The 20,413-nt window shown below is 66.8% G+C and carries 16 protein-coding genes; 5 read left to right on the top strand and 11 right to left on the bottom strand.

From position 1 onward, the window contains the following. Positions 1-12 precede the first annotated feature (12 nt). Positions 13-828, top strand: a complete 816-nt coding sequence (locus CCONF_RS04040; RefSeq protein ID WP_290225489.1) for an HAD family hydrolase — start codon at positions 13-15, stop codon at positions 826-828. A gap of 80 nt (positions 829-908) precedes the next feature. Then, positions 909-3,236, top strand: a complete 2,328-nt coding sequence (locus CCONF_RS04035; RefSeq protein WP_290225487.1) for an acyltransferase family protein — start codon at positions 909-911, stop codon at positions 3,234-3,236. On the opposite strand, the gene CCONF_RS04030 is transcribed toward CCONF_RS04035, so the two are convergent. The 4 genes from CCONF_RS04030 to CCONF_RS04015 all read right to left on the bottom strand — a co-directional run bounded on the left by CCONF_RS04030 (position 3,233) and on the right by CCONF_RS04015 (position 7,858). Then, a complete protein-coding gene (locus CCONF_RS04030) occupies positions 3,233-3,559 on the bottom strand; it encodes a putative quinol monooxygenase (protein ID WP_290225485.1) in 327 nt (108 codons plus the stop codon). The genes CCONF_RS04035 and CCONF_RS04030 overlap by 4 nt on opposite strands. A gap of 107 nt (positions 3,560-3,666) precedes the next feature. Then, entirely contained in the window at positions 3,667-4,257 is a 591-nt protein-coding gene (locus tag CCONF_RS04025; RefSeq protein ID WP_290225482.1) for a hypothetical protein, read from the bottom strand. 98 nt (positions 4,258-4,355) lie between these two features. After that, a complete protein-coding gene (locus CCONF_RS04020; protein ID WP_290225479.1) occupies positions 4,356-6,083 on the bottom strand; it encodes an alpha/beta-hydrolase family protein in 1,728 nt (575 codons plus the stop codon). Beyond that, positions 6,059-7,858 carry an ABC-F family ATP-binding cassette domain-containing protein gene (locus CCONF_RS04015; RefSeq protein WP_290225477.1) on the bottom strand — a complete coding sequence of 600 codons (1,800 nt, stop codon included), beginning with the start codon at positions 7,856-7,858 and terminating at the stop codon, positions 6,059-6,061. Before CCONF_RS04015 ends, CCONF_RS04020 begins: the two co-directional genes overlap by 25 nt. Before the next feature lie 76 nt (positions 7,859-7,934). On the opposite strand from CCONF_RS04015, the gene CCONF_RS04010 reads away from it, so the two are divergent. Then, complete coding sequence (locus CCONF_RS04010) at positions 7,935-9,239, top strand: hypothetical protein (protein ID WP_290225474.1); 1,305 nt, start codon at positions 7,935-7,937, stop codon at positions 9,237-9,239. Here CCONF_RS04010 and CCONF_RS04005 read toward each other — a convergent pair. The 4 genes from CCONF_RS04005 to CCONF_RS03990 all read right to left on the bottom strand — a co-directional run bounded on the left by CCONF_RS04005 (position 9,236) and on the right by CCONF_RS03990 (position 13,374). Then, entirely contained in the window at positions 9,236-10,216 is a 981-nt protein-coding gene (locus tag CCONF_RS04005; RefSeq protein ID WP_290225472.1) for a 4-(cytidine 5'-diphospho)-2-C-methyl-D-erythritol kinase, read from the bottom strand. The two genes, CCONF_RS04010 and CCONF_RS04005, sit on opposite strands and share 4 nt — an antisense overlap. Further along, positions 10,216-11,094 (bottom strand): 16S rRNA (adenine(1518)-N(6)/adenine(1519)-N(6))-dimethyltransferase RsmA, encoded by an 879-nt coding sequence (gene rsmA / locus CCONF_RS04000; RefSeq protein ID WP_290225470.1) that lies wholly within the window; start codon positions 11,092-11,094, stop codon positions 10,216-10,218. The genes CCONF_RS04005 and rsmA overlap by 1 nt, the downstream gene beginning before the upstream one ends. A gap of 32 nt (positions 11,095-11,126) precedes the next feature. Next, positions 11,127-12,275: a resuscitation-promoting factor gene (locus CCONF_RS03995; protein WP_290225467.1), complete on the bottom strand. Its 1,149-nt coding sequence runs from the start codon at positions 12,273-12,275 to the stop codon at positions 11,127-11,129. A 277-nt stretch (positions 12,276-12,552) separates the two neighbouring features. Then, a complete protein-coding gene (locus tag CCONF_RS03990) occupies positions 12,553-13,374 on the bottom strand; it encodes a TatD family hydrolase (protein WP_290225466.1) in 822 nt (273 codons plus the stop codon). A gap of 68 nt (positions 13,375-13,442) precedes the next feature. On the opposite strand from CCONF_RS03990, the gene CCONF_RS03985 reads away from it, so the two are divergent. Beyond that, entirely contained in the window at positions 13,443-13,949 is a 507-nt protein-coding gene (locus tag CCONF_RS03985; protein ID WP_290225464.1) for a GNAT family N-acetyltransferase, read from the top strand. A 43-nt stretch (positions 13,950-13,992) separates the two neighbouring features. Here the strand turns inward: CCONF_RS03985 and metG are convergent, their stop codons facing one another. Continuing rightward, complete coding sequence (gene metG, locus CCONF_RS03980) at positions 13,993-15,825, bottom strand: methionine--tRNA ligase (RefSeq protein ID WP_290225462.1); 1,833 nt, start codon at positions 15,823-15,825, stop codon at positions 13,993-13,995. A 230-nt stretch (positions 15,826-16,055) separates the two neighbouring features. Between metG and CCONF_RS03975 the strand changes: the two genes are divergently transcribed. Continuing rightward, the gene (locus CCONF_RS03975) at positions 16,056-17,060 is read left to right on the top strand and encodes an HNH endonuclease signature motif containing protein (RefSeq protein ID WP_290225460.1); all 1,005 of its coding nucleotides are present in this window, start codon (positions 16,056-16,058) and stop codon (positions 17,058-17,060) included. Between the two features lie 237 nt (positions 17,061-17,297). Here CCONF_RS03975 and CCONF_RS03970 read toward each other — a convergent pair whose 3' ends face one another. Together CCONF_RS03970 and rsmI are read right to left on the bottom strand one after the other, a co-directional pair. Continuing rightward, the gene (locus tag CCONF_RS03970) at positions 17,298-19,121 is read right to left on the bottom strand and encodes a BCCT family transporter (protein ID WP_290225458.1); all 1,824 of its coding nucleotides are present in this window, start codon (positions 19,119-19,121) and stop codon (positions 17,298-17,300) included. A gap of 436 nt (positions 19,122-19,557) precedes the next feature. Beyond that, positions 19,558-20,412 (bottom strand): 16S rRNA (cytidine(1402)-2'-O)-methyltransferase, encoded by an 855-nt coding sequence (gene rsmI, locus CCONF_RS03965; RefSeq protein ID WP_290225456.1) that lies wholly within the window; start codon positions 20,410-20,412, stop codon positions 19,558-19,560. Between the last annotated feature and the right edge of the window lies 1 nt (position 20,413).

Below are 20,413 nucleotides of genomic sequence, written 5' to 3'. Positions count from 1 at the left end.
CGGAGGATCATTATGCCTGCACATACTCCCCGGCTCATCGCCCTCGACATGGACGGAACCCTCCTCGACGGCGAAGGCCGCATCCCCGCCGGCTTCACCGAGCTCGCCGCCCGGCTCCACGACCGCGGCGTGTTCCTGGTGCCGGCGTCCGGCCGGCAGCTGGCCACCCTCCGCGACATGTTCGCCGGCATCCACGGCATCGACTCCTTCATCGCGGAGAACGGGACCGTGGTCAGCCACCGCGGCACGGTGGTGGACACCACGCAGCTGCCCGCCGACGTGGTCACTGCCTGCCTGAACGCCTGCGCGGGTATCGACAGCGCCCATACTTACGCGGTAGTCCTCTGCGCCCCGGAAACGGCCTACGTCACCGCGAGTACCCCAGCTGCCATCCGGGCCGAAATCGACAAGTACTACCACTCCGTGACCGTGGTCGACGACCTCGCCCCAGTTGCGGCCGCCGAGCCGTTGGTCAAGCTGGCGGTCTACTGCACCGCCGACTCCGAGGAGCACGTCGCCCCGCACCTGCGGGCCGCGGCCGCGGGCAACAACCTGGCCATTTCCGGAAAGAACTGGCTGGACGTCATGTCCGCCAACGCGGACAAGGGCAACGCACTGAAACAGCTGGCCGTGAAGCTGGGCATCCCGATGGAGCAGACCGCGGCCTTCGGCGACTACCTCAACGACTTTCAGCTGCTCCAGGCCGCCGGCACCGCCGTGGCGATGGAAAATGCTCACTCCCGCCTGAAAGAGATCGCTGATCTCCAAGCTCCCTCCAATCTTCGCAACGGCGTGTTAGAAGTACTCCGCCACTGGTTTGGAGAATAATCCCCACCATTGCCCTGATAAGGAGTCTCACTCGCAGATCAGGGCGCGGTTATTTCCCCCAAGCTAGGTAGGAGCGAGTGGTGAGTTCTAAGGCCGGCAAACTGGGCAAGCGCGTAGCGAAGAAGGAACCGAGCAGCCCCGGCGAGGCGGCAAAGCAGGACTCGGCATCGCCTGTAGCCCCGACCGCTCTGCCTGCCTCGGTACCCCAGCCGCAACGCGCGCTCGAGCCCAACCCGGTGCGCAAGGCGCTTCCCGCTGGCCGCACAGCTGCGCCGGCAACTAGCCGGCGCCCGGTGGTCAAGGCCGCTCCCCAGGTGGTGGGCACTGCCCCGAAGGCAGCGGCTGCTCCGAAGGCTGCGACTGGCCCGAAACCCCGCGTGGCCAAAGCCGCGCCGGCGGCGCTGCCGGCAGGCGGCAAGGACGGGTCCGTACTTGCGGCCCCGCGCCCACGGGAGGTTAGCGGTGTCCGCACCGCCGCGGGAGGAAAGCAACCGCGGAAGAAGAACACTGCGCGGCTGCGCTACGTGCCCGCCCTCGACGGCCTGCGCGGACTGGCGGTCGCCGCGGTCATCGTCTACCACTTCTTTGGCGGTGTGCTGCCGGGCGGCTACCTGGGCGTGGACATGTTCTTCGTCCTGTCCGGGTTCCTGATTACCTCGCTTTTGGTGCGAGAATTCGACGTGACCGGCGGGATTAGCCTGCGAGACTTCTGGGGCCGGCGTTTCCGCCGCATCCTGCCGGCGGCCGTGACGGTGCTGGCGATCTGCACGGCACTGGTCGGCGCCATCGGCGGCGATATCGCCGTCAACCTGCGCGAGCAGTTCTTCGGCACCCTTTTCTTCGCCAACAACTGGGTCCAGATCGCGACCTCCCAGTCCTATTTCGCCGACAACGAGGTCCAGGTCTTCGCCCACTACTGGTCCCTGGCCGTGGAAGAACAGTTCTACCTGCTGTGGCCGCTGATTATCCTGGGGCTGTTCTCCCTGGGCAGGCGCCAAACGCGGCGCCTAGCGCTCGGAGTCAGCTTGGCGCTGGGGGTGGCCTCCGCACTGGCGATGGCCTGGCTAGTCACCCCGGGCGAAGATCCGACCCGTGTCTACTACGGCACGGATACCCACGCCTTCGGCCTGCTGGCCGGCGCGGGCCTGTCCCTTATCATCACCACCCGCAACCCGAACCCGGAAGCGCCCGCGTGGCCGCACTACTCCGCGTCCGGGCGGCGCGTCGCCGAGGCCGTAGGCCTTGTCGCGTTGGTCGCCTACGCCGCGCAGCTGCTGTTTATGGCCGACGACCTGGCGCTGACCTACCGCGGCGGGCTGCTGGCCTCCAGCGTGCTGGGAGTGACGATCATCTGCGGCATCATGGCCGAACGCCCGGTACTCAACGCCCTGTTCGCCAACCGCTTCATGCGCTGGGCCGGCAAGCGCTCCTTCTCCCTGTACCTGTGGCACTGGCCCATCGTCATCATCCTGCGCGAGCTCACCGGGGATGCACACGTGTGGGCCGTGGACATCGTCGCCCTGCTGCTCTCCGCCGGGCTGGCGGAGCTGAGCTACCGGTGCATTGAAAACCCGCTGCGCCGCCGCGGCTACCGCACCACCGCCCGCGATTTCTGGTCCGCCCGCCCCGACTGGGTCACGCTGCGCTCAGCGTGGAAGGTGGCGGCATGGCCGCTCGTCCCCGTGCTGGTCTTCAGCTCTCTCGGCGGCATCGCCTGGGGCCTGACCCACTCCGGCGACAAGACCTCCTTCGAGCAGGAGCTGGATGACCTGGCGGCCCAAAACCAGTCCAACAACGCCCAAGCGCCCCGCGAGCAGGGCGCGGGCCAGGGCGGTGCCGCCAATGACAAGGCCACGGAGGACAAGAAGAGCCCGGACATGGTCCACCCCATGCCCAGCGGCGACGAGATCACGGCCGTGGGTGATTCCGTGATGCTGGCCTCCAGCCAGTCGCTACAGGACCGCTTCCCCGGCATCTATATCGACGCGGCGGTCTCCCGGCACTACGACCAGGGTCTGTCGGCCATCCAGCAGCTCGCGGACTCGGGCCAGCTGCGGGACACGGTCTTTTTGGGATTCGGCACCAACGGCCCGCAGCTGGATGATGAAATCGATCAGATGATGAAGGCAATCGGGCCAGAGCGCACGGTGCTTATCGCCACCCCCCATGGCGACCGCAACTGGATGACCACGGCGCGGCAGGAGACCATCGCCGCGGTGAAGAAATACGACAACGTCTACCTAGCGGACTGGTGCTCGCACGCCCAGCACGACCCGAACTACCTGCGCGAAGACGGGATCCATCCGGTGGCGGGCGTGGGCACCGACCAATATGCGTTGGCCTTCTACTACGGGCTGTTGCGCTATGCCCACGGGGAGAAGGCCACGACGACTAAGTGCGAGGTCTAGTCCTCGACCTTAAATTCAGCCATCTTGTCCCAGGACTCCTTACCCTCGATGTGGAAGTTGATGATATCCGGGGTCTCGACCAGGTACTGCGGGAACTCGCGGCAGGAGCGCTCGAAGTGCTCGGACTGGACGTGGTCGACGTCCTTGCCGTCGGCGTAGGCCTCCAGCAGCAGGAACTTCTGGCGGTCTTCCGGATCCCGGAACCACTTGAAGTCCAGGCAGCCCTCCTCGGCGTTGCAGGCCTGGGTGTACCAGTCGATCTCATCGAGGAAGGTCTCGGCGTACTCGGGCTTGACGTGGAATTGAACGTTGATGAAAATCATGGCCCCATCCTACCCGGCTGGGTGGATGGGGCCTTAGCTCATGGGGAGGCGCTGATCGCACGGGCGATGAGTGGCTTCCCCGCGCCCTGTGGTGCCTTTAGTTCCCGTTAGCGAAGGAAGAACTCGGCCACGTAGACGAACTTCCCGTCGGTGGCGGTGTCCACGCCGAAGCCGCGGCCGTCGTCGATCCGGGTGACCGGGACGTCGCGATTGAGCCACGCGGTCCGCTCGCGGGCTTCCTGCTCGGTCAGGCGGTGGACAGAGCCCTCGCCGGCATCGGCAGCCGCGGTGCCGTGGCCGACCTTGCCGTCGAAGCTCACCTTGCCGGCTGCGGCCTCGTCGGCCCACTGCTGGGCGATGCCCGCCGCGCGCTGGTTCGGGTGGTGGCCCTGCTTGACCAGGTGGGCGTGGGTGGCCGCGCCAAGATCGGAGCGGACCTGGGCGAAGGCCGCCCCCTGCGGCGGGGCGATGAAGGCCGGCAGCTGGATGCCGAAGCGATCGGCGGCCTCGTAGGCTGGGGCGGGCAGCTCCACCTGCGGGATCTGCGAGGACAGCTGCTCGACCTGGGCGCCTGCCTGGGAGGACAGGTCGGCCGGCTGCGGCAGCGCCTGGGCCTGGGCGGCCTGCGTCCCGCCGAGGCTCACGGCGACGGCGGCCAGGACAGTAGAAAACTTACGAGTTCGACGGTGGTTGCACATAACCCCGACCTTGCCAGCCGCGCCCGGCTTTCGCCACGCGAGTTGGCCCGTGGCGGCGGATCGATACCGCTTTGTAATCCTTTGGGTCTGAGTGCCCGCTAGTACTTGTCGACGTCGAGCTCGGCGAACTGCCGGTGCAGCTCCCCCGGGTCGCGCTCGGCGGCAAGTTCCGAGCCGGCGATGGAGACGAAACCGTCGATGACGGACTCGCCGTAGTTGTGCCCCACGCCGTCGGGCACGTTCTTCGCCCCCGGCAGGTCAGCGGCGACCTGCAGGGAGGTGATCACCGGGAACCAGGACATCGTGGAACCGCGGCTGACCTGAGTGTCCTCGCTCATCCAGTCGGGCTCGCGCCAGGCCAGCCCCGGCGACCACCAGCTGACCGGATCCGAGGTGTGCTGGATATACAGCATGCGGGTCGGGCCCCAGTCCTGCTCCGGCAGGCTGGCCCACTCGCGGGCCTGGGCGCTGGTGGTGGCGAAACGCACCACCAGACCGCCGGCGTAGACCGGGTTGATCTCCGTGGTGCCGGGGTCGCGGCGCTCCACGAACTGGGTGCGCAACCGGTTGAAGTGTGGCGGGCCGGTCAGCAGGATGCCGTCGACGGAGTTGGCGATGTCGCGGACCCCGGAAAACGCCGCCTCGATGCCGGTGGTGCCCAGCGACTCGCCGTAGAGGTAGAGCCGCGGGCGGTCGTCGCGCGGCAGCGTGTTCCACCAGTCGACGATCGGGGTGATAAATTCCTGCCCGGCGCGCTCGACCTGCTCGCCACCGGCCAGGAAATGGAAGGCCGAGGGCATGGCCGAGTACTGCGTGGCGACCACCGCGGTGTCCCCGCCGTAGAGCAGCTCGAAGCCCTGCGCCGAGTACGACGAGATCCAGCCCGTGCCCGTGGTCATCACCAGCAGGATGGCCTCGCGCTCGGTGGCGTTGGTCCGCTCCAGTTCTTCGATCAGCAAGCGGGCGCGATCCGTGTTCGTCGCGCCGTTGCCCAGGCCCGCATAGGCGCGGATGGGTTCTTTGGCCGGGCGCCCAGTCACGCGTTCGAGTTTCGCGCGCGAGGCCCCGGCGTTGAGGAAGCGCGAGCCCTGCAGTCCCACCCCGTCGAAATCGATGACGGAGTCGGGCGAGCCGGAGCGCTCCGAGTTGACCGGCGCGCGCGTGACCGGATCGGGCTCGGCGTTCTGGGCGGTGAAGATCTTCTCCCCGGCGCGCACGATAACGCCCGGGATCACGCTGTCGAGCAGGTAGACGCCGAGCGCGGCCACCACCGCGGCGGCGATGAGCTGGCGACGGCGCAGCGGCCAGTTGCCCGGGATCGCCCGCCCCAGCGCGCGGACCAGGCTCCGCAGCCCGCGGGCAACGATGACCAGCGCGGTGAACACGGCCAACGCCACCGGCAGGACCAACAGATACTTGGGCAGGCTCAGCGCCGGCACCGAGAAGTTATCGGCGACGTCACGCTGCCACCGCACCGAGTAGAAGGTCACCGCCAGCACCCAGATGCCCAGCACGGCGTAGAAGGCGTAGGCGGTGAAGGTCCGCTGCCGCGGCGACCAGGTCTCCGTGTCGAGCCAGCGGTAGCGCGGCGCGAGGTAGCACCTAACGATCCGGGTCCACAGCCACTCCAGGCCGAGCCCCACCAGGTAGCCCAGGCCAGCCGCCAGGCCGCAGATAAGCCCCTGGTAGTACCAGGTGCGCGGCAGGATGGACGGGGTCAGCCCGATAACGAAGAAGATCGCGGCGGCCAGCGCGCCCCAGGCGTTGAGCCGGGAAAAGACGTCGCGCGCGTGGTCTAACGCTACGCTTCCAGCTTTTCGCCCCATTCCAACCATTCCATTTCCAATTCCTCGCGCTGCTGTCGGTGGCCTTTCAGTGTCGCATCCAGCGCCGTTAGCCGCTCAGTATCGATCTGCTCCGCGGCCTCTGCCATCTCCTGGTTGACCTGGTCTATCTGCTGGTCCAGCTTGGTGATCTTGCGCTCGAGCGCGTTCATCTTCTTGGTGATGGTGCGCTCCTCGGCCTGCGACAGGCCCTTCTTCTCCGGCGCCGCGGACTCGCCGTCGCCTAGGTTGATGACCCCGCGCTCGGCGGCGGCTTCCTGCTCGGCGCGGCGACGCAGGTACTCGTCGATGCCGCCGGGCAGGTGCGTGAGCTTGCCGTCCCCGAACAGCGCGTAGGCGTTGTCGGCGATGCGCTCGATGAGGTAGCGGTCGTGGGAGATGACCACGAGGGTGCCCGGCCACGAGTCCAGCAGGGATTCCAGCTCCTGGAGGGTGTCGATGTCTAGATCGTTGGTCGGCTCGTCCAGCAGCAGGATGTTCGGCTCCGCCATGAGCACGCGGGTCAGCTGCAGGCGGCGGCGCTCGCCGCCGGAGAGTTCCCCGACCGGGGTGCGCTGGCGCTTCGGGCTAAAGCCCAGGCGCTCGGCCAGCTGCGAGGATGACAGCTCCTTCTTGCCCAGCTGGACGTAGGTGGCCACGTCCTCGACGGCGTCGATAAGCCGGCGCTGCGGGTCTAGGTCGTCGAGTTCCTGCCGCAGCCAGCCCAGCCGCACGGTCTGGCCCTCGATGCGCTTGCCTGCACTCAGCTCGTAGTCGCCGGCCAGCGCGCGCAGCAGGGTGGTCTTGCCGGAGCCGTTCACGCCGACCAGGCCGATGCGCTCGCCCGGGGCCAGACGCCACGTGAAATGATCGAGCAGCACCCGTCCGTCCGGGGCGGCGATGGTCGCGTCCTCGAGCTCGATGACCACCCTGCCCTGGCGCTGCTTGGAAAAACTCATCAGTTCGACCTTGTCGCGCGGGGCCGGCACGTCGGCGATCAGCGCCTCGGCCGCCTCGACGCGGTAGCGCGGCTTCGAGGTACGCGCCGGCGCGCCGCGGCGCAGCCAGGCCAGCTCCTTGCGCGCCAGGTTGCGGCGGCGCTGCTCCATGGCGTCGGCCTGCCGGGCCCGCTCTGCCCGCGCAAAGGTCCAGTCGTTGTAGCCGCCCTCGTAGACATCGACGGTCGCGTCGTGGACCTCCCAGGTCAGCGTGGCCACCGTGTCCAGGAACCAGCGGTCGTGGGTGACCACGATGAGCGCCACCTTGCGCGCCAAAAGGTGCTGAGCCAGCCACTGCACGCCTTCGACGTCGAGATGGTTGGTCGGCTCGTCCAACACCACCAGGTCCAGGTCCTTGACCAGGGCCGCAGCCAGGCTCACGCGGCGCTTTTCCCCGCCGGAGAGCTGCCCGACGGGGGTCTCCAGGCCCAGCTCGGCGATGCCCAGCCCCGACAGCACGTCGCGCACCTTCGCGTTCGAGGCCCACTCGTAGGTCTCCAGGCCCAGCGGGGCCACGACGCAGTCGGCAATGGTCAGCTGCTCGTCCAGTTCGAAGCGCTGAGTCACCACCGCCATGCGCAGATCGTTGGCGTGGCTGACCCGCCCCGCGTCCGGCTCCGCGATGCCGCTCAAGACCTCCAGCAGGGTCGTCTTACCCCCGCCGTTGACCCCGACGATGCCGATGCGGTCACCCGTCTGCACACCCAGCGACACCCCGTCGAGCAGGGCTTTCAGGCCGTAGGACTTGCTGACTTTTTCCAAGTTTAAAAGGTTCGCCATAACAGCCCACCATCTTACTTCGCTGCCCACCACACCCCTTATTGCAGGTGATTACTATTTGCATTAATATTTCGGTATGCAGAAATCGACTATTCGCACCCTTGCCGCTTTAACCGCCGCCGGCCTGTTGGTCACCGGCTGCTCCCGCCCCGACGACAGCGCCGAGCCGCAGCCCTCCGAGGCCGAGCACACTGAGGCCGGGCACTCCGAGCATGAGCACCACCACGACGGGGTCGAGGCCGCCGCCGGCCAGGAAGAGGTCGCCCAGCTGCCGGGCCGCATCCTACTCAGCACCGACGACGAGCTCATCAGCCTGGACGCCAAGACCGGCGAGGAAATCGGGCGCGCGGAGGCCTCCGGTTTCAAGCGCCTGAACCCCGCCGGCGACGGCCGCCATGCCCTGGTCACCCGCGGCGACAAGTTCCAGGCCTTCGACATGGGGCTCATCCGCCAGGCCCACGGCGACCACTTCCACTACTTCACCCAGGACCCCGCGCTCAGCGATGCCACCTTCGCCGGCCTTCCCCACGCCGGCCACGTGGTCAGCCACGACGGCTACACCGCGCTCTTCTCCGACGGCGACGGTAAGGCCAAGATCTACAAGACCGAGGACATGGTCGCCGACGGCGCCGCCGCCGAGCCCATCAACACCGTAGAGACCGGCGCCCCGCACCACGGCGTGGCTGTGCCGCTCAAGGACGGCTCTGTCGTGGTCACCCAGGGCACCGAGGACGAGCGCCACACCATCCAGCACCTAGACGCCGACGGCAAGACACTGGCCGAGACCACCGAGTGTCCCGGCGTGCACGGCGAAGCTGCCGCCCAAAACGGCAACATCGTCTTCGGCTGCGAGGACGGCCCCGTCGTCTTCGACGGCTCCGAATTCCACAAGGTCGACGTCTCCGCGTTCGCCGGCAAGGACGGCTACCAGCGCTCCGGCAACGCCGCCGGCTCGGAGGAATCCAACATCATCCTGGCCGACAACAAGACCGACGCGGACGCCGAACACGAGCGCCCCACCTCCGTCGCGCTCATCGACACCGAGGCTCACTCCGCCCGCACCGTCGACCTGGACGGCAGCTACTGGTTCCGCTCCCTAGCCCGCGGCCCGCTCGGTGAGGGGCTGGTGCTGACCACCGACGGCAAGCTTAACGTCATCGACCCGGACTCGGCCGAGGTCACCGACAGCATCGAGGCTATTTCCCCGTGGACCGAAAACGAGGAATGGCAGGCCCCCGGCCCCATCCTGAAGGCCGCAAACGGCTACGCGTATGTCACCGACGCCAACCAGAAGGAATTGGTCATCATCGACTTGTTCAAGAAGGAAGTCGTCAAACAGGTCGAGCTGGAGACCCCGGTCACGGAGATGGAAGTCTTCTAATCCTCTGAACCCGGCGTCTCCACTAGGTGCGCCCCGCGGGCGGGCCCGCGCGCTACGAGTCCCCGCGTGCCCGGGATTTCCGTGGTGACTTCCCCCACCACGTCGGCCGCGGCCTCCGAGTCCGCGCACAAGAAAGCGCACGTGGGGCCCGAACCCGAGACGATGCCAGCCAGCGCGCCCGCGGCCTTGCCCACCCGCAGCGTCTGGCGCAGGTCCGAGCGCAGGCTCAGCGCCGCTGGCTGCAGGTCATTCGCTAGCGCCTCGGCCAGCGCTTCCGGCGTGCCGCGCAGCAGCGCCTGCGAAACCGGCTGCGCGTCCAGGCGCGGCTGACCGCCCTGCCCGGCCGCGCGCAGCCGGTCCAGCTCGCCGAAGACCGCCGGGGTCGACAAACCTTCCGCGGAGGTAATCAGCGCCCAGTGATAAGAACTGCGCGTGAGCATCTCCGCGAGCCTCTCTCCCCGGCCCGTACCCAACGCCGTACCACCCAGCAGGGTAAACGGCACGTCCGACCCCAGCTCTTCGGCCGCCCGGTACAGCTCCGGCTCCCCCAGCCCGGCGCACCCGGCCGCGCGGGCGAAGACCTCGTTGGCCGCCCGCAGTGCCGCCGCCGCATCCGCCGAGCCGCCGGCCATCCCGCCGGCCGCCGGAATCCCCTTGCGCAGGCCGATATGGATACCGGGCAGTTCGCCTACCCCGCGGTCCCGAAAGCCCCGCGCGACCATCTCCACGGCACGCCACGCCAAGTTCTGCTCGTTGGCCGGAACCCCCTGCGCGTAAGCGCCAGACACGTCCATGGCAACCACAACTGGCTCGTCCGGCCGCACGCTCCCGCGGGTTGTCAGCTCCACGACGTCGTGGATATCCAGGGCCTGAAAGACGCTGACCAGCTCGTGGTAGCCGTCCTCGCGCGCATCACCGACGCCCAGGTGCAGGTTGACCTTGGCGTGCGCGAGCGCCCTCACCGCACAATCACTCATTAGCTCGCCTCCCCCGCCGCGCCGGCAATGCCCGCCAGCCGGGCGAAGTCTTCCACCGCCAGCTTCTCGCCGCGCTGACGCGGGTCGATGCCCGCCGCCCGCAGCGCCTCCTCCGCCGCGTTCGCCGAGCCGAAGTGCCCGGACAGGCTGGCGCGGAGGGTTTTGCGGCGCTGGGCGAAGGCGGCATCGACAACCGGCCAGAGCTGCGCCCTAGCCTCCTCGGTCACCGGCCAGGGCGCCTGGCCCGGGCGATAGCAGTCGATGCGCACCAGGCCCGATTCAATATTCGGCGCCGGCCAAAACACGTTGCGCCCGATGGTGCCCGCCTGCCGCACCTTCCCGTAGAAGGCGGCCTTGACGCTGGGCACGCCGTAGATCTTGCTGCCCGGCTGCGCCGCTAGGCGCTGGGCGACCTCCAGCTGGACCATGACCAGCACGCGCTCGATGGACGGGTAGGCCGCAAGCAGATGCAACAGCACCGGCACCGCGACGTTGTACGGCAGGTTGGCCACCAGCGCGGTCGGCTCCCCTAGCTCGCCCGCGGTGATTTTCAGCGCGTCCTTTTCCACCACGGCGAGCTTCGCCGCGTTGGCGGGATCGCGCTCGGCGACGGTTATCGGCAGCTGCCCGGCCAAGCGCGGATCGATCTCCACGGCCGTGACCTGGGCGGCCTGGCTGACCAGCCCGAGGGTCAGCGAGCCCAGGCCTGGGCCTACCTCGATGACCTGATCGTCTGGGCCCACCTCTGCGGCCGCGACGATCCGGCGGATGGTGTTCGGATCCAGCAGGAAATTCTGCCCCCACTTCTTGGTGGGGGTTACCTCCAGCTGCTGCGCCAGCTGGCGGATTTCTTGCGGGCCCAGGAGGGTGTCACTCATGGGCCCCCATCTTAGTCCATGCCCGCGGGGTTTTAGCGCAGACCCATCTTGGCGGTGCAGGCCGGCCAGGCGCCCCAGCCCTGCGATGCCTGCACGCGCTCGGCGACTGCAATCTGCTGCTCGCGGGTGGCCTGCCAGGCCTCCGGCGCGTACTCGGTGCCGCCGTGGCCCGCCCAGGTGGACGGGGTGAACTGCAGGCCGCCGGAGAAACCGTTGCCGGTGTTGATGTTCCAGTCGCCGCCGGCCTCGCACTGCGCGAGGGAGTCCCAGACCGAGCCGCCGGCCACGGCCGGGGCGGAGGCGGCCTTCTTGGTGCCGCGGGCGACCACGGCGGCGGTCGGCTCCTTGTGGACCTCTTCCTTGATGACGTCCTTGGACTCTTCCTTGCCGTTCTTGGTCACCACGCGGAAGGTCTTGGTGCGCTCGCCCGGGGTACCCTCTTCGCGGACCTCCTCGGCGCCCTCCTCGAGCTCCGGGTCGTCGACGTAGCTCGGCTCGGCGTCGAATTCCTCGGTGACGTCGAATTCGTCGGTGGAGATCTTGTCGACGTTAATCTCCATGCCCTCGGTGAGCTCCTCGTCGACGGCCGGGGTGACCTGGTCGTCCTTATCGACCTCGATGCCGCGGTCCTTCAGCACGTCGCCGACGGTCTTGGCCGCGATCTTGGTGTAAGCAATCTTGCCGCCGTCGTTGATACGGACGATCTTCGGGCTGACGACCTCCAGCGACATGTTCTCGGTGACCTTGTCGGAGGCGTTAGCCTCGGAGCCGCCGGCCAGGATGGCCGCGCCCGGGGCGATGTTTTCCAGCTGGCCGACCAGGTCCTCAACGGTCAGAGCGGTCGAGGACAGCTTCTGCTGCGCGCCATCGACGGTCACGGCCACCGGCTTGGCGGTGCGCACGGTGATGGTGTCGCCCCCGCGCAGGTCTTCCGACGGGGCCGGGTAGACCACGTCCTCGTCGCCGACCTGGACGCCAACGCTATCCAGCGCGCCCTCGACGTCCTTGGCGAAGGTAGCCAGCGCAACCTCTTCCCCGTTGACATCGACGGTGACGTCCTTCTGGGCGCCGACAGCCACGACGCCGCCGACGGCCAGGGTGCCCAGCACGCCGCCGGTGGCGATACGCAGGGGCAGGGAACGAGTGTTGTTAATGCGCTTAATCTGGTGGGAAGTAGTCATCGAACTCTAAACTCTCTGAGCTTTCTTCTGCTGGGGACACGGCTGGTTTTGCCCATGGTGTTATCCACGTGGGTGCGCCCTAGCCGCACGCGGTTCACGTAAATTCACGTGGCTGCGGCCTGGGGCGTCAACTTTTAATAACAGTATGATAACAGCCCAGCTCAGTCGAGCACTAAACAGACACAGCCATCCCAACGCCACCAACTACCACTGCATTCACAGACACCACCGGCCACCTGCACAAACGGTGTTTGTGAAGATCGCCACACTTTAGGCTTTAAGCCAGCCCGTAGACCGCGTCGAAGGTCGCCGAGACCTCTTCTGCCAGCTCCTCGACGCGCATCCCGCGCGCCTGCGCCACGCACGCCGCGGTGTGCCCGATGAAGGCCGGCTCGTTACGGGACCCCCGGAAAGGCTCCGGCGTCATATACGGCGCGTCCGTCTCAATCAGCAGCTGCCCCGCCGGGGCCAGCGCGGCGGCCTGGCGCATCTCCTCGTTGCGTTTGAAGGTGACGTTGCCCGCGAAGGACAAAATATAGCCGCGGTCGATGGCCTCCTTGGCCACCTCCAGCGGCGAGGAGAAGCAGTGCAGCATGGTGCGCGGCGGGGCGGGGGCATCGGCAAGCACGCGGAGCAAGTCTGCGTCCGCCTCGCGGTTGTGGATCATCAGCGTCTTGCCAGTTTCCACCGCCAGATCGATGTGCCAGCGCAGCGCCTCCTCCTGGACCTCCAGGGAGGCGGTGTCTTCCGGGCTGTGCTTAATCCAGTAGGTGTCCAGGCCGGTCTCCCCGATGGCCACGCAGCGCGGATCCGCAGCCATTACGCGCAGCTTCTCACGGGCGGGCGCGTCCAGCTCCTGGGCGCGGGTGGGGTGGATGGCGCAGGCGGCGTAGACGTCCGGGAACTCCTGCGCGGTGCGCAGCGCGGCGGCCGCCTCCTCCAGGCCGTCGCCGACCGTGCACAGCTTCTCCACGCCGGCGGCGCGGGCACGCTCCACCAGCTCAGCGGCCTCGCCGGTCGACGCCAGGTGGGTGTGGGCATCCACCAGGTGCGGGATAAATTCAGCAGGTTGCGGGGTCGGGCGCTTCTTTTTCGACATGGCGCCATTATAGGCGGAATACTGTAACGTACCGGAACAACCGCAGTACGCACTAAGGAGTCAACACCTTGGCAGATTTCCAGATTCGCCGCGCCACAGCCGACGATGCCGACGCCATCGCCGACATCTTCAACGCCGGCACCAACGCCGAGCCGGCCAACAACCTCGTGACCTGGCAGGAGACCGGCGCCGACCGCGCCAAGTGGATTGCCGACTTGGACGCCGACGGCTACCCCGTCTTCGTCGCCACCGACGACAGCGGCGTTATCGGTTTCGCCGCCTACTTCCAGTTCGTCATCCCAGGCATCTACTACGGCACCGTCGAGGACACCATCTACCTCTCCCCCGCCGCCACCGGGCGCGGGGTCGGCACCGCGTTGCTCAGCGCCGTCGTCGAGCACGCGGGCGAAAACCCCTACGTTCACACGATGATCACCTACATCGTCGACACCAACGAGGCCTCCCTGGCGTTGCACCGCAAGCTCGGCTTCGAGGAAACCGGCCGCATGCCGAATATCCACACCAAGCACGACCAGCGCCTGGGCCTGGTGCATCTGCAGCGCCACTTCAAATAAAAGATCCCGCTGGCAGTAGCAGGGGTCTTCAGGGCACGTCCGGTTATTTCTGGACCGGCGCCCACTCCGGGCCGGCCTCGCCCAGCTCCGGATCGAGCTTGGCGATCAGCGGCTTCGGCTTGGCCAGCGCGGTGCCCGACTCAACGTCCACGCGGGCCCAGGTGGCCTGCTGCTGGTCGTAATCGCCCGTAATGATGGGGTACGTGTGGCCCTGCGGGGGCAGGCCCACGCCCACGAGCTCGACCGGCAGGTCGTCGGCGACTTCCTCGATGCGCGGTTCCGCCGCCCAGACGCCGGTGCGCCCCAGGGTCTCGTGGACCTTCTGGGCGATGTGCGGCAGGAAGGGGGTGAGCATGACGTTGCAGTCCGAGACGACCTGCAGGGCCGTCCACAGGACCGTCGCCAGGCGCTCGCGCTGGCTGTCGTCCTTGGCCAGCTTCCACGGCTCCTGGTCGGCGATGTAGGCGTTGGCCTCGCCGACGACGTGCATGGCCGCCGTGATAGCCACCTTGAACTTGGAGTGCTCCAGGGCCTCGGCCACGGTGGCGAAGGACTCCTCCGCCAGCTGCAAGATCTTCTTGTCGGCTTCGCTCAGGCTAGCCGGGGCCGGTACCTCGCCGAAGTTCTTATGCGCCATCGAGACCGTGCGGTTGACCAGGTTGCCCCAGCCGTTGGCCAGCTCGTTGTTGATGCGGCGGACAAACTCGTCCCAGGTGAAGTCCGTGTCCGTGTTCTCCGGGCCGGCGACGGCGATGAAGTAGCGCAGCGGGTCTGGGCCGAATTCCTTCAGGAAATCCTTGACGTAGATGACCACGCCCTTAGACGAGGAGAACTTCGAGCCGGACATCGTCAGGAACTCCGAGGAGACGATCTCCGTCGGCAGGTTCAGCTCGCCCAGCGCGTGCTGCTCGCCGCCCTTGGCGCCGCGGCCGGCGTAGCCCAGCAGCTCGGCCGGCCAGATCTGGGAGTGGAAGGTGATGTTGTCCTTGCCCTGGAAGTAGTAGTGGCGAGCCTCCGGGTTCTGCCAGTAGTCCTTCCACGCGTCCGGGTTGCCGGTGCGGTGGGCCCACTCGATGGAGGCGGACAGGTAGCCGATGACCGCGTCGAACCACACGTACAGCTTCTTGGCGGAGTTTTCTTCCCAGCCCTCGACCGGGATCGGGATGCCCCAGTCGATGTCGCGGGTCATCGCGCGCGGGCGGATGTCCTTGAGCAGGTTCAGGGAAAACTTCAGCACGTTGGGGCGCCAGTCCTCGCAGGTGGACAGCCACTCGCGCAGGGCGTCGGCCAGCGACGGCAGGTCCAGCAGGAAGTGCTCCGTGTCGATGAATTCGGGGGTCTCGCCGTTGATCTTGGAGACCGGGTTAATCAGATCGGCCGGGTCCAGCTGGTTGCCGCAGTTGTCGCACTGGTCGCCGCGGGCATCGTCAGCGCCGCAGATAGGACATGTGCCTTCGATGTAGCGGTCCGGCAGGGTGCGGCCCGTCGACGGTGAGATCGCGCCCTTGGTGGTCTCCTTGATCATGTAGCCGTTGGAGTAGAGGCCCTTGAACAGCTCCTGGACCACCGCGTAGTGGTTGCGGGTGGTGGTGCGGGTGAATAGGTCGTAGGACAGGCCCAGACCCGCGAGGTCTTCCGCGATCTGCCGGTTATAGCGATCGGCCAGCTCGCGGACAGAGATGCCCTCCTTGTCGGCCTGCACCAGCAGCGGGGTGCCGTGCTCGTCCGTACCGGAGACCATCAGCACGTTGCGGCCGCGCATTCGCTGGTAGCGCGCGAACACATCCGAGGGGACGCCGAACCCCGCCACGTGTCCGATATGGCGGGGGCCGTTGGCATACGGCCAGGCAACGTTTACAACTACCGACTCAGTCATGCCTACTAGCCTATCGAATTCCACCCGGGCCTCCTACTTCAGTCCCACGCTTAACGATGCCCACCTGGGCACATTGCTCCATTTTTCGGCCTCTGGGCTGGTCGCGGCGCAAAAACGGCCGTTTTCGGCCTGTGGATAGTTTGCGCAGGATGGCTACTGTGCTCCGAGTTATCCACAGATCGGGTTTCTGGGCCTTGTAGGGGTTGACGCGTGCTTCTAGCGTGTGGGTCATGACAGCAACGACAGCCATGGACACATTGAAAGCAGCACACTCCATCTTCGCGGACGGGATCCAGTATTTGGACCTGTGCCGCCAGCTGAACCTGCCCGCCCTGAAGGCTGTCATGTCGGACATGGCCGCGGCCGCGCACCACCGTGCCTGCCAGACGTTTTTCGGGCACACCACGTATACGCGCAAGCAAGCCGCCGCGAGGAAAGCGGCCGCCACCCAGGGACACCACCTCGATACGCTCATTGCGCTGGACAACGCTTTCCGCCGAGTGCGCAACCAAGGCGAGGCCTGGGACATGCTCATCGAACTGTGCAACACCCCCGGCACCACCACACAGCTAAGACGCCTAGCCAACCAAAAGGTCCTAGAGCTTAACCGCCCGGCACCACCAGCCGAGGGCGTACGAGTCACCCGTCGCAAGGATGGACCGAGTACTTTTTCTGTCACCGGGGACCCGGAACTGGTGGAAGACCTCTGGGCCTCAATTAAAACCATCCCGGATGTCGAGGCCTTGTTCAGTGGAGGCCTGGAGAAGCAGCCGAAGGCCACGCACGTGGTGATCTCCCTTCCTGACTGGGTGAGAATCCTTGCCGGTGATGGGGATGAGATCACCCTGCAGCTGACCAACGGCACCACCATGACCGGAGCCGACTACGTCCGCCAATGTTTGTTGGACGCGGGCCTGGCCACCTTGGTCGACCCGCGGCGCGGCCCAGTCAACCAGTACCGCTACCAGCGCCACGCCTCACCGAAGCAGAAGGACATGGCCAAGGCGGAGACCACGACCTGCGCGTGGCCGAACTGTAGGAAACCAGCCGACGAGTGCCAAGTCCACCACATCCACCCCTGGGCCGACGGCGGTGAGACCAACCAAGAGAATCTCACCTTGTTGTGCGAGTTCCACAATTCCTGGAACGACGACGACCCCGCCTACCCCAGACACGGGAGGGTCAACCGAAGACACGGCAGGGTGACGTGGGACCCGCCCTGGAGCAGCGGCTGACGGCTGACGGCTGACGGCTGACACGGGGTCAGCCGCAAACCCAAGGAACAGGGTCAGCCGAGCCGGAAGAAAAGGCCAGCCAACCCCTACGACTGCCGGGCCACAAGGAACTCACCCAGCCAAAACACGCGAAAGGCGCCACGGACCACGTCCGTAGCGCCCACTCGGCGTGCCTCAACCAGCAAAAGCGCACCGCCCACAAAAGGGTCGGTGCGCTTTGGCATGTGCGCGAGAGGCTTAGTGCTTGCGCTTGAGCTTGAGACGCTCGGCGCGGCGGCGCTTGTTCTCCTGTTCGCGCTGGTACTCGCGGTGCAGGCGGCGCTCGCGGGCGAGCTTGCGCTGGAAGGCCTGGGATTCGCGGTACTCAAGGTAAATGACGTCGTTGCGCAGGTCTTTGACGATCGCGAACATCAGCAGAACCACAATCACCAGGAACGGCGCGGCGGCGACGATAGTGACGTTCTGCAGGTTGTTCAGCGAGTCCTCGTTGACCAGCAGTAGGGTCAGGCCAACCGCGGCGGTCAGCACACCCCAGATGGCGGACAGCCACGGCTGGGCGTCGGACTTGCCGTTCTGCGACATCGAGCCCATCACCGTCGACGCGGAGTCCGCGGAGGTGATGAAGAACGTGGACAGCAAGATCATGGCGATGATGGAGGCAATCGCCCCGAGCGGCATGCCGTTGAGCAGGTTGAACAGCTCTTCCTCGGCACTCTCGCCGGCAATCGAGTTGCCAGTCTGCTCGGCGTGGATGGCCGAGCCACCGAAGATGGCGAACCACAGGGTGGACACGCCGGCCGGGACCAGCAGGACGCCGACGCAGAACTCGCGGACGGAACGGCCGCGGGAAATGCGCGCCAGGAACATACCGACGAACGGCGACCAGGACACCCACCATGCCCAGTAGAAGATGGTGTAGCCGCTGAGCCACTCGCCGGCCTCGCCGTTGGCGGACTCGGCGGTACGGCCGATCATCTCGGTAAAGTTATCCAGGTAGGCGCCGATGGAGCCCGGTACCAGGTTCAGGATATTGACGGTCGGGCCAACGATGAACACGAAGATGGCCAGCAGCGCAGCCATGACCATGTTGGCGTTGGACAGGTACTGGATGCCGCGGCCCACGCCCGACAGAGCGGACAGGATAAAGGCCAGGGTCAAAACCAGAACGATGCCGGTGACCACGCCGTTGCCCGGATCCTCGATGATGCCGGAGGCGGACAGGCCGGCCTGAATCTGCAGAGCACCCAGGCCCAGGGAGCAGGCGGTACCGAAGACGGTGGCGAAAATCGACAGGATATCAATCAGCTTGCCGACCGGGCCGGCAGCGCCCTTTTCGCCAATGAGCGGCACGAAGGCGGAGGACAGCAACTGCTTACGACCAATACGGAAGGTGGAGTACGCAATAGCCAGGCCCACGATGGCGTAGATGCCCCACGGGTGGAGCGTCCAGTGGAACATGGCTGTTGCCATGGCGGTATCGACCTCGTGCGGGTTGTGATCCGGAACCCCGTCACGGTAGAAGGCCAGCGGCTCGGAAGCGCCGTAGAACATCAGGCCGATGCCCATGCCGGCCGCGAACATCATCGCGATCCACGACGGCGTGGAGAACTCCGGCTCCTCGTTGATATGCCCCAGCCGGATGGTACCGAACTTGGAGACCGCGATAGCGACAACGAAGACCACGAAGATGGTGGTAAACAGCACGTAGGCCCAGCCAAAGTTATCGACGACCAGGGTCAGGGCCTTGCCGGAGAACTCAGCGAAGCTGTCGGCGCCGGCCAGACCCCAGATGACGATAGCCAGAACCAAAACCCCGGCTATGCCGGTCACGGTCCAGTCGATCTTGGCGTCGCCGTCGGCGGCCATCTCGACGGGCTCTTCCTCGTGCTTTTCGGAGGAAAGGCTCTCGTTGTCCAGCATGGAAGCCAGCTGGCTCGTCGCCGACTGGCCGTCCAGCGCCTCATCAACGGTTTCGTATTTTTGATCTACCGGTTTGGAATCCAGCACGTCCGGATCGTGCGGATCCGCCCCTTCAGGCACGTTGTTTTCCGAATTTGTCATGCAATCTAGGTTGTGCGAAACCGGAAAGTCTTTCAAATTGCCGACCGCGTTTTCCCTTAATCTCCGGGCTTTATCCCCGAATTTCGCCGCGCCGTGACCTCCACGCTGGCCGGCATAACCGCTAGTCTTTAAGTTTTCCGACGGTGACACAACACGTTTCTGTAACAATTGGATTAAGAATTGCTGTGGACGGTTATTTTCCCTGCAAGTAGACCAAAAGTACAGTATTTTTAGCCACCGGTCTCAGGGAACTGCCAGCCACGTCGGCCGGCCCCGAGAGGACCGTCACGGGAGGCTGCTCACGGTCCGCAGCCCCGAAAGCTGGCCGCGCAGGAAGCTGGCCGCAGGAAGCTGCTCACGGGGAGACAGACCGCGGTCGGCGGGCTCGCAGAGCCGGACCGCGGACAGCGAATCCCGGACGACGAGTCCCGTGCGGCTAGTCGCGGGCGGCTAAGACGGCATCGTAAAGCTCGCGGCTGGAGACCCCCGCCTCGCCGGCGACCTGCTTGCAGGCCGCCTTGAGCCGTAGCCCGGCCGCGGCCAGTTCTTGGGCCTTGGGCACCAGCTCGTCCACGCTCACGGCGGCGGCCGCGCCGCCCTCGATGACGACGGTGATCTCGCCGCGCGCGTTCTCGCCCGCCCACTCGGCCAGCTGCCCCAGCGGGCCGCGCTTAACCTCCTCGTAGGTCTTGGTCAGCTCGCGGCAGACCGCCGCGGGCCGGTCCTCCCCCAGCACCTCGGCGGCCAGCGACAGCGTCTCGGCCAGCCGGTGCGGCGACTCGAAAAAGACCACGGCGCGCTCCTGGCCGCGCAACGACTCGAGCCACTTGCGCCGCGGCCCGCCCTTGCGCGGGGCGAAGCCGTCGAAGATGAAGTGCCCCACTCCCAGCCCGGACAGCGCCAGCGCGGTGGTTACCGCCGACGGCCCAGGCAGGCACGTCACCGGCACGCCGGCCTCGGCGGCGGCGACCACCAGGGAGTGCCCCGGGTCGGAGACTATCGGCATGCCGGCGTCGGTGACGACCAGGACGGTGCCGGAGCGGGCGGCATCGATAAGCCCCGCGGCGCGGGCTTCTTCATTGTGGTCGAAGTTGGAGACCACCTTGCCCCGGATCTCCACGCCCAGAGCCTGGGCCAGTGCCCGCACGCGGCGGGTGTCCTCCGCCGCGACGACGGCGGCCTGCCCCAGCGCCTGCAGTAGGCGCGCGCTGGCGTCCCCCGGGTTGCCCAACGGGGTGGCGGCCAGCACGACGCCGCGCGGCAACGGCTCCAGCGAAAACTCAAAGCTCATA

This window comes from Corynebacterium confusum (assembly GCF_030408715.1).
GTDB classification, from domain to species: Bacteria; Actinomycetota; Actinomycetes; order Mycobacteriales; family Mycobacteriaceae; genus Corynebacterium; species Corynebacterium confusum.
Note: the sequence above shows the minus strand (reverse complement) of the source record. Positions and strands in the feature narration are given on the sequence as shown.

Bases quoted from the DNA above. Each gene is read 5' to 3' on its own strand.
- CCONF_RS04040 (WP_290225489.1), top strand. From the start codon at position 13: ATGCCTGCACATACTCCCCGGCTCATCGCCCTCGACATGGACGGAACC.
- CCONF_RS04030 (WP_290225485.1), bottom strand. From the start codon at position 3,559: ATGATTTTCATCAACGTTCAATTCCACGTCAAGCCCGAGTACGCCGAG.
- CCONF_RS04025 (WP_290225482.1), bottom strand. From the start codon at position 4,257: ATGTGCAACCACCGTCGAACTCGTAAGTTTTCTACTGTCCTGGCCGCC.
- CCONF_RS04020 (WP_290225479.1), bottom strand. From the start codon at position 6,083: ATGGGGCGAAAAGCTGGAAGCGTAGCGTTAGACCACGCGCGCGACGTC.
- CCONF_RS04015 (WP_290225477.1), bottom strand. From the start codon at position 7,858: ATGGCGAACCTTTTAAACTTGGAAAAAGTCAGCAAGTCCTACGGCCTG.
- CCONF_RS04010 (WP_290225474.1), top strand. From the start codon at position 7,935: ATGCAGAAATCGACTATTCGCACCCTTGCCGCTTTAACCGCCGCCGGC.
- CCONF_RS04005 (WP_290225472.1), bottom strand. From the start codon at position 10,216: ATGAGTGATTGTGCGGTGAGGGCGCTCGCGCACGCCAAGGTCAACCTG.
- rsmA (WP_290225470.1), bottom strand. From the start codon at position 11,094: ATGAGTGACACCCTCCTGGGCCCGCAAGAAATCCGCCAGCTGGCGCAG.
- CCONF_RS03995 (WP_290225467.1), bottom strand. From the start codon at position 12,275: ATGACTACTTCCCACCAGATTAAGCGCATTAACAACACTCGTTCCCTG.
- CCONF_RS03990 (WP_290225466.1), bottom strand. From the start codon at position 13,374: ATGTCGAAAAAGAAGCGCCCGACCCCGCAACCTGCTGAATTTATCCCG.
- metG (WP_290225462.1), bottom strand. From the start codon at position 15,825: ATGACTGAGTCGGTAGTTGTAAACGTTGCCTGGCCGTATGCCAACGGC.
- CCONF_RS03975 (WP_290225460.1), top strand. From the start codon at position 16,056: ATGACAGCAACGACAGCCATGGACACATTGAAAGCAGCACACTCCATC.
- CCONF_RS03970 (WP_290225458.1), bottom strand. From the start codon at position 19,121: ATGACAAATTCGGAAAACAACGTGCCTGAAGGGGCGGATCCGCACGAT.
- rsmI (WP_290225456.1), bottom strand. From the start codon at position 20,412: ATGAGCTTTGAGTTTTCGCTGGAGCCGTTGCCGCGCGGCGTCGTGCTG.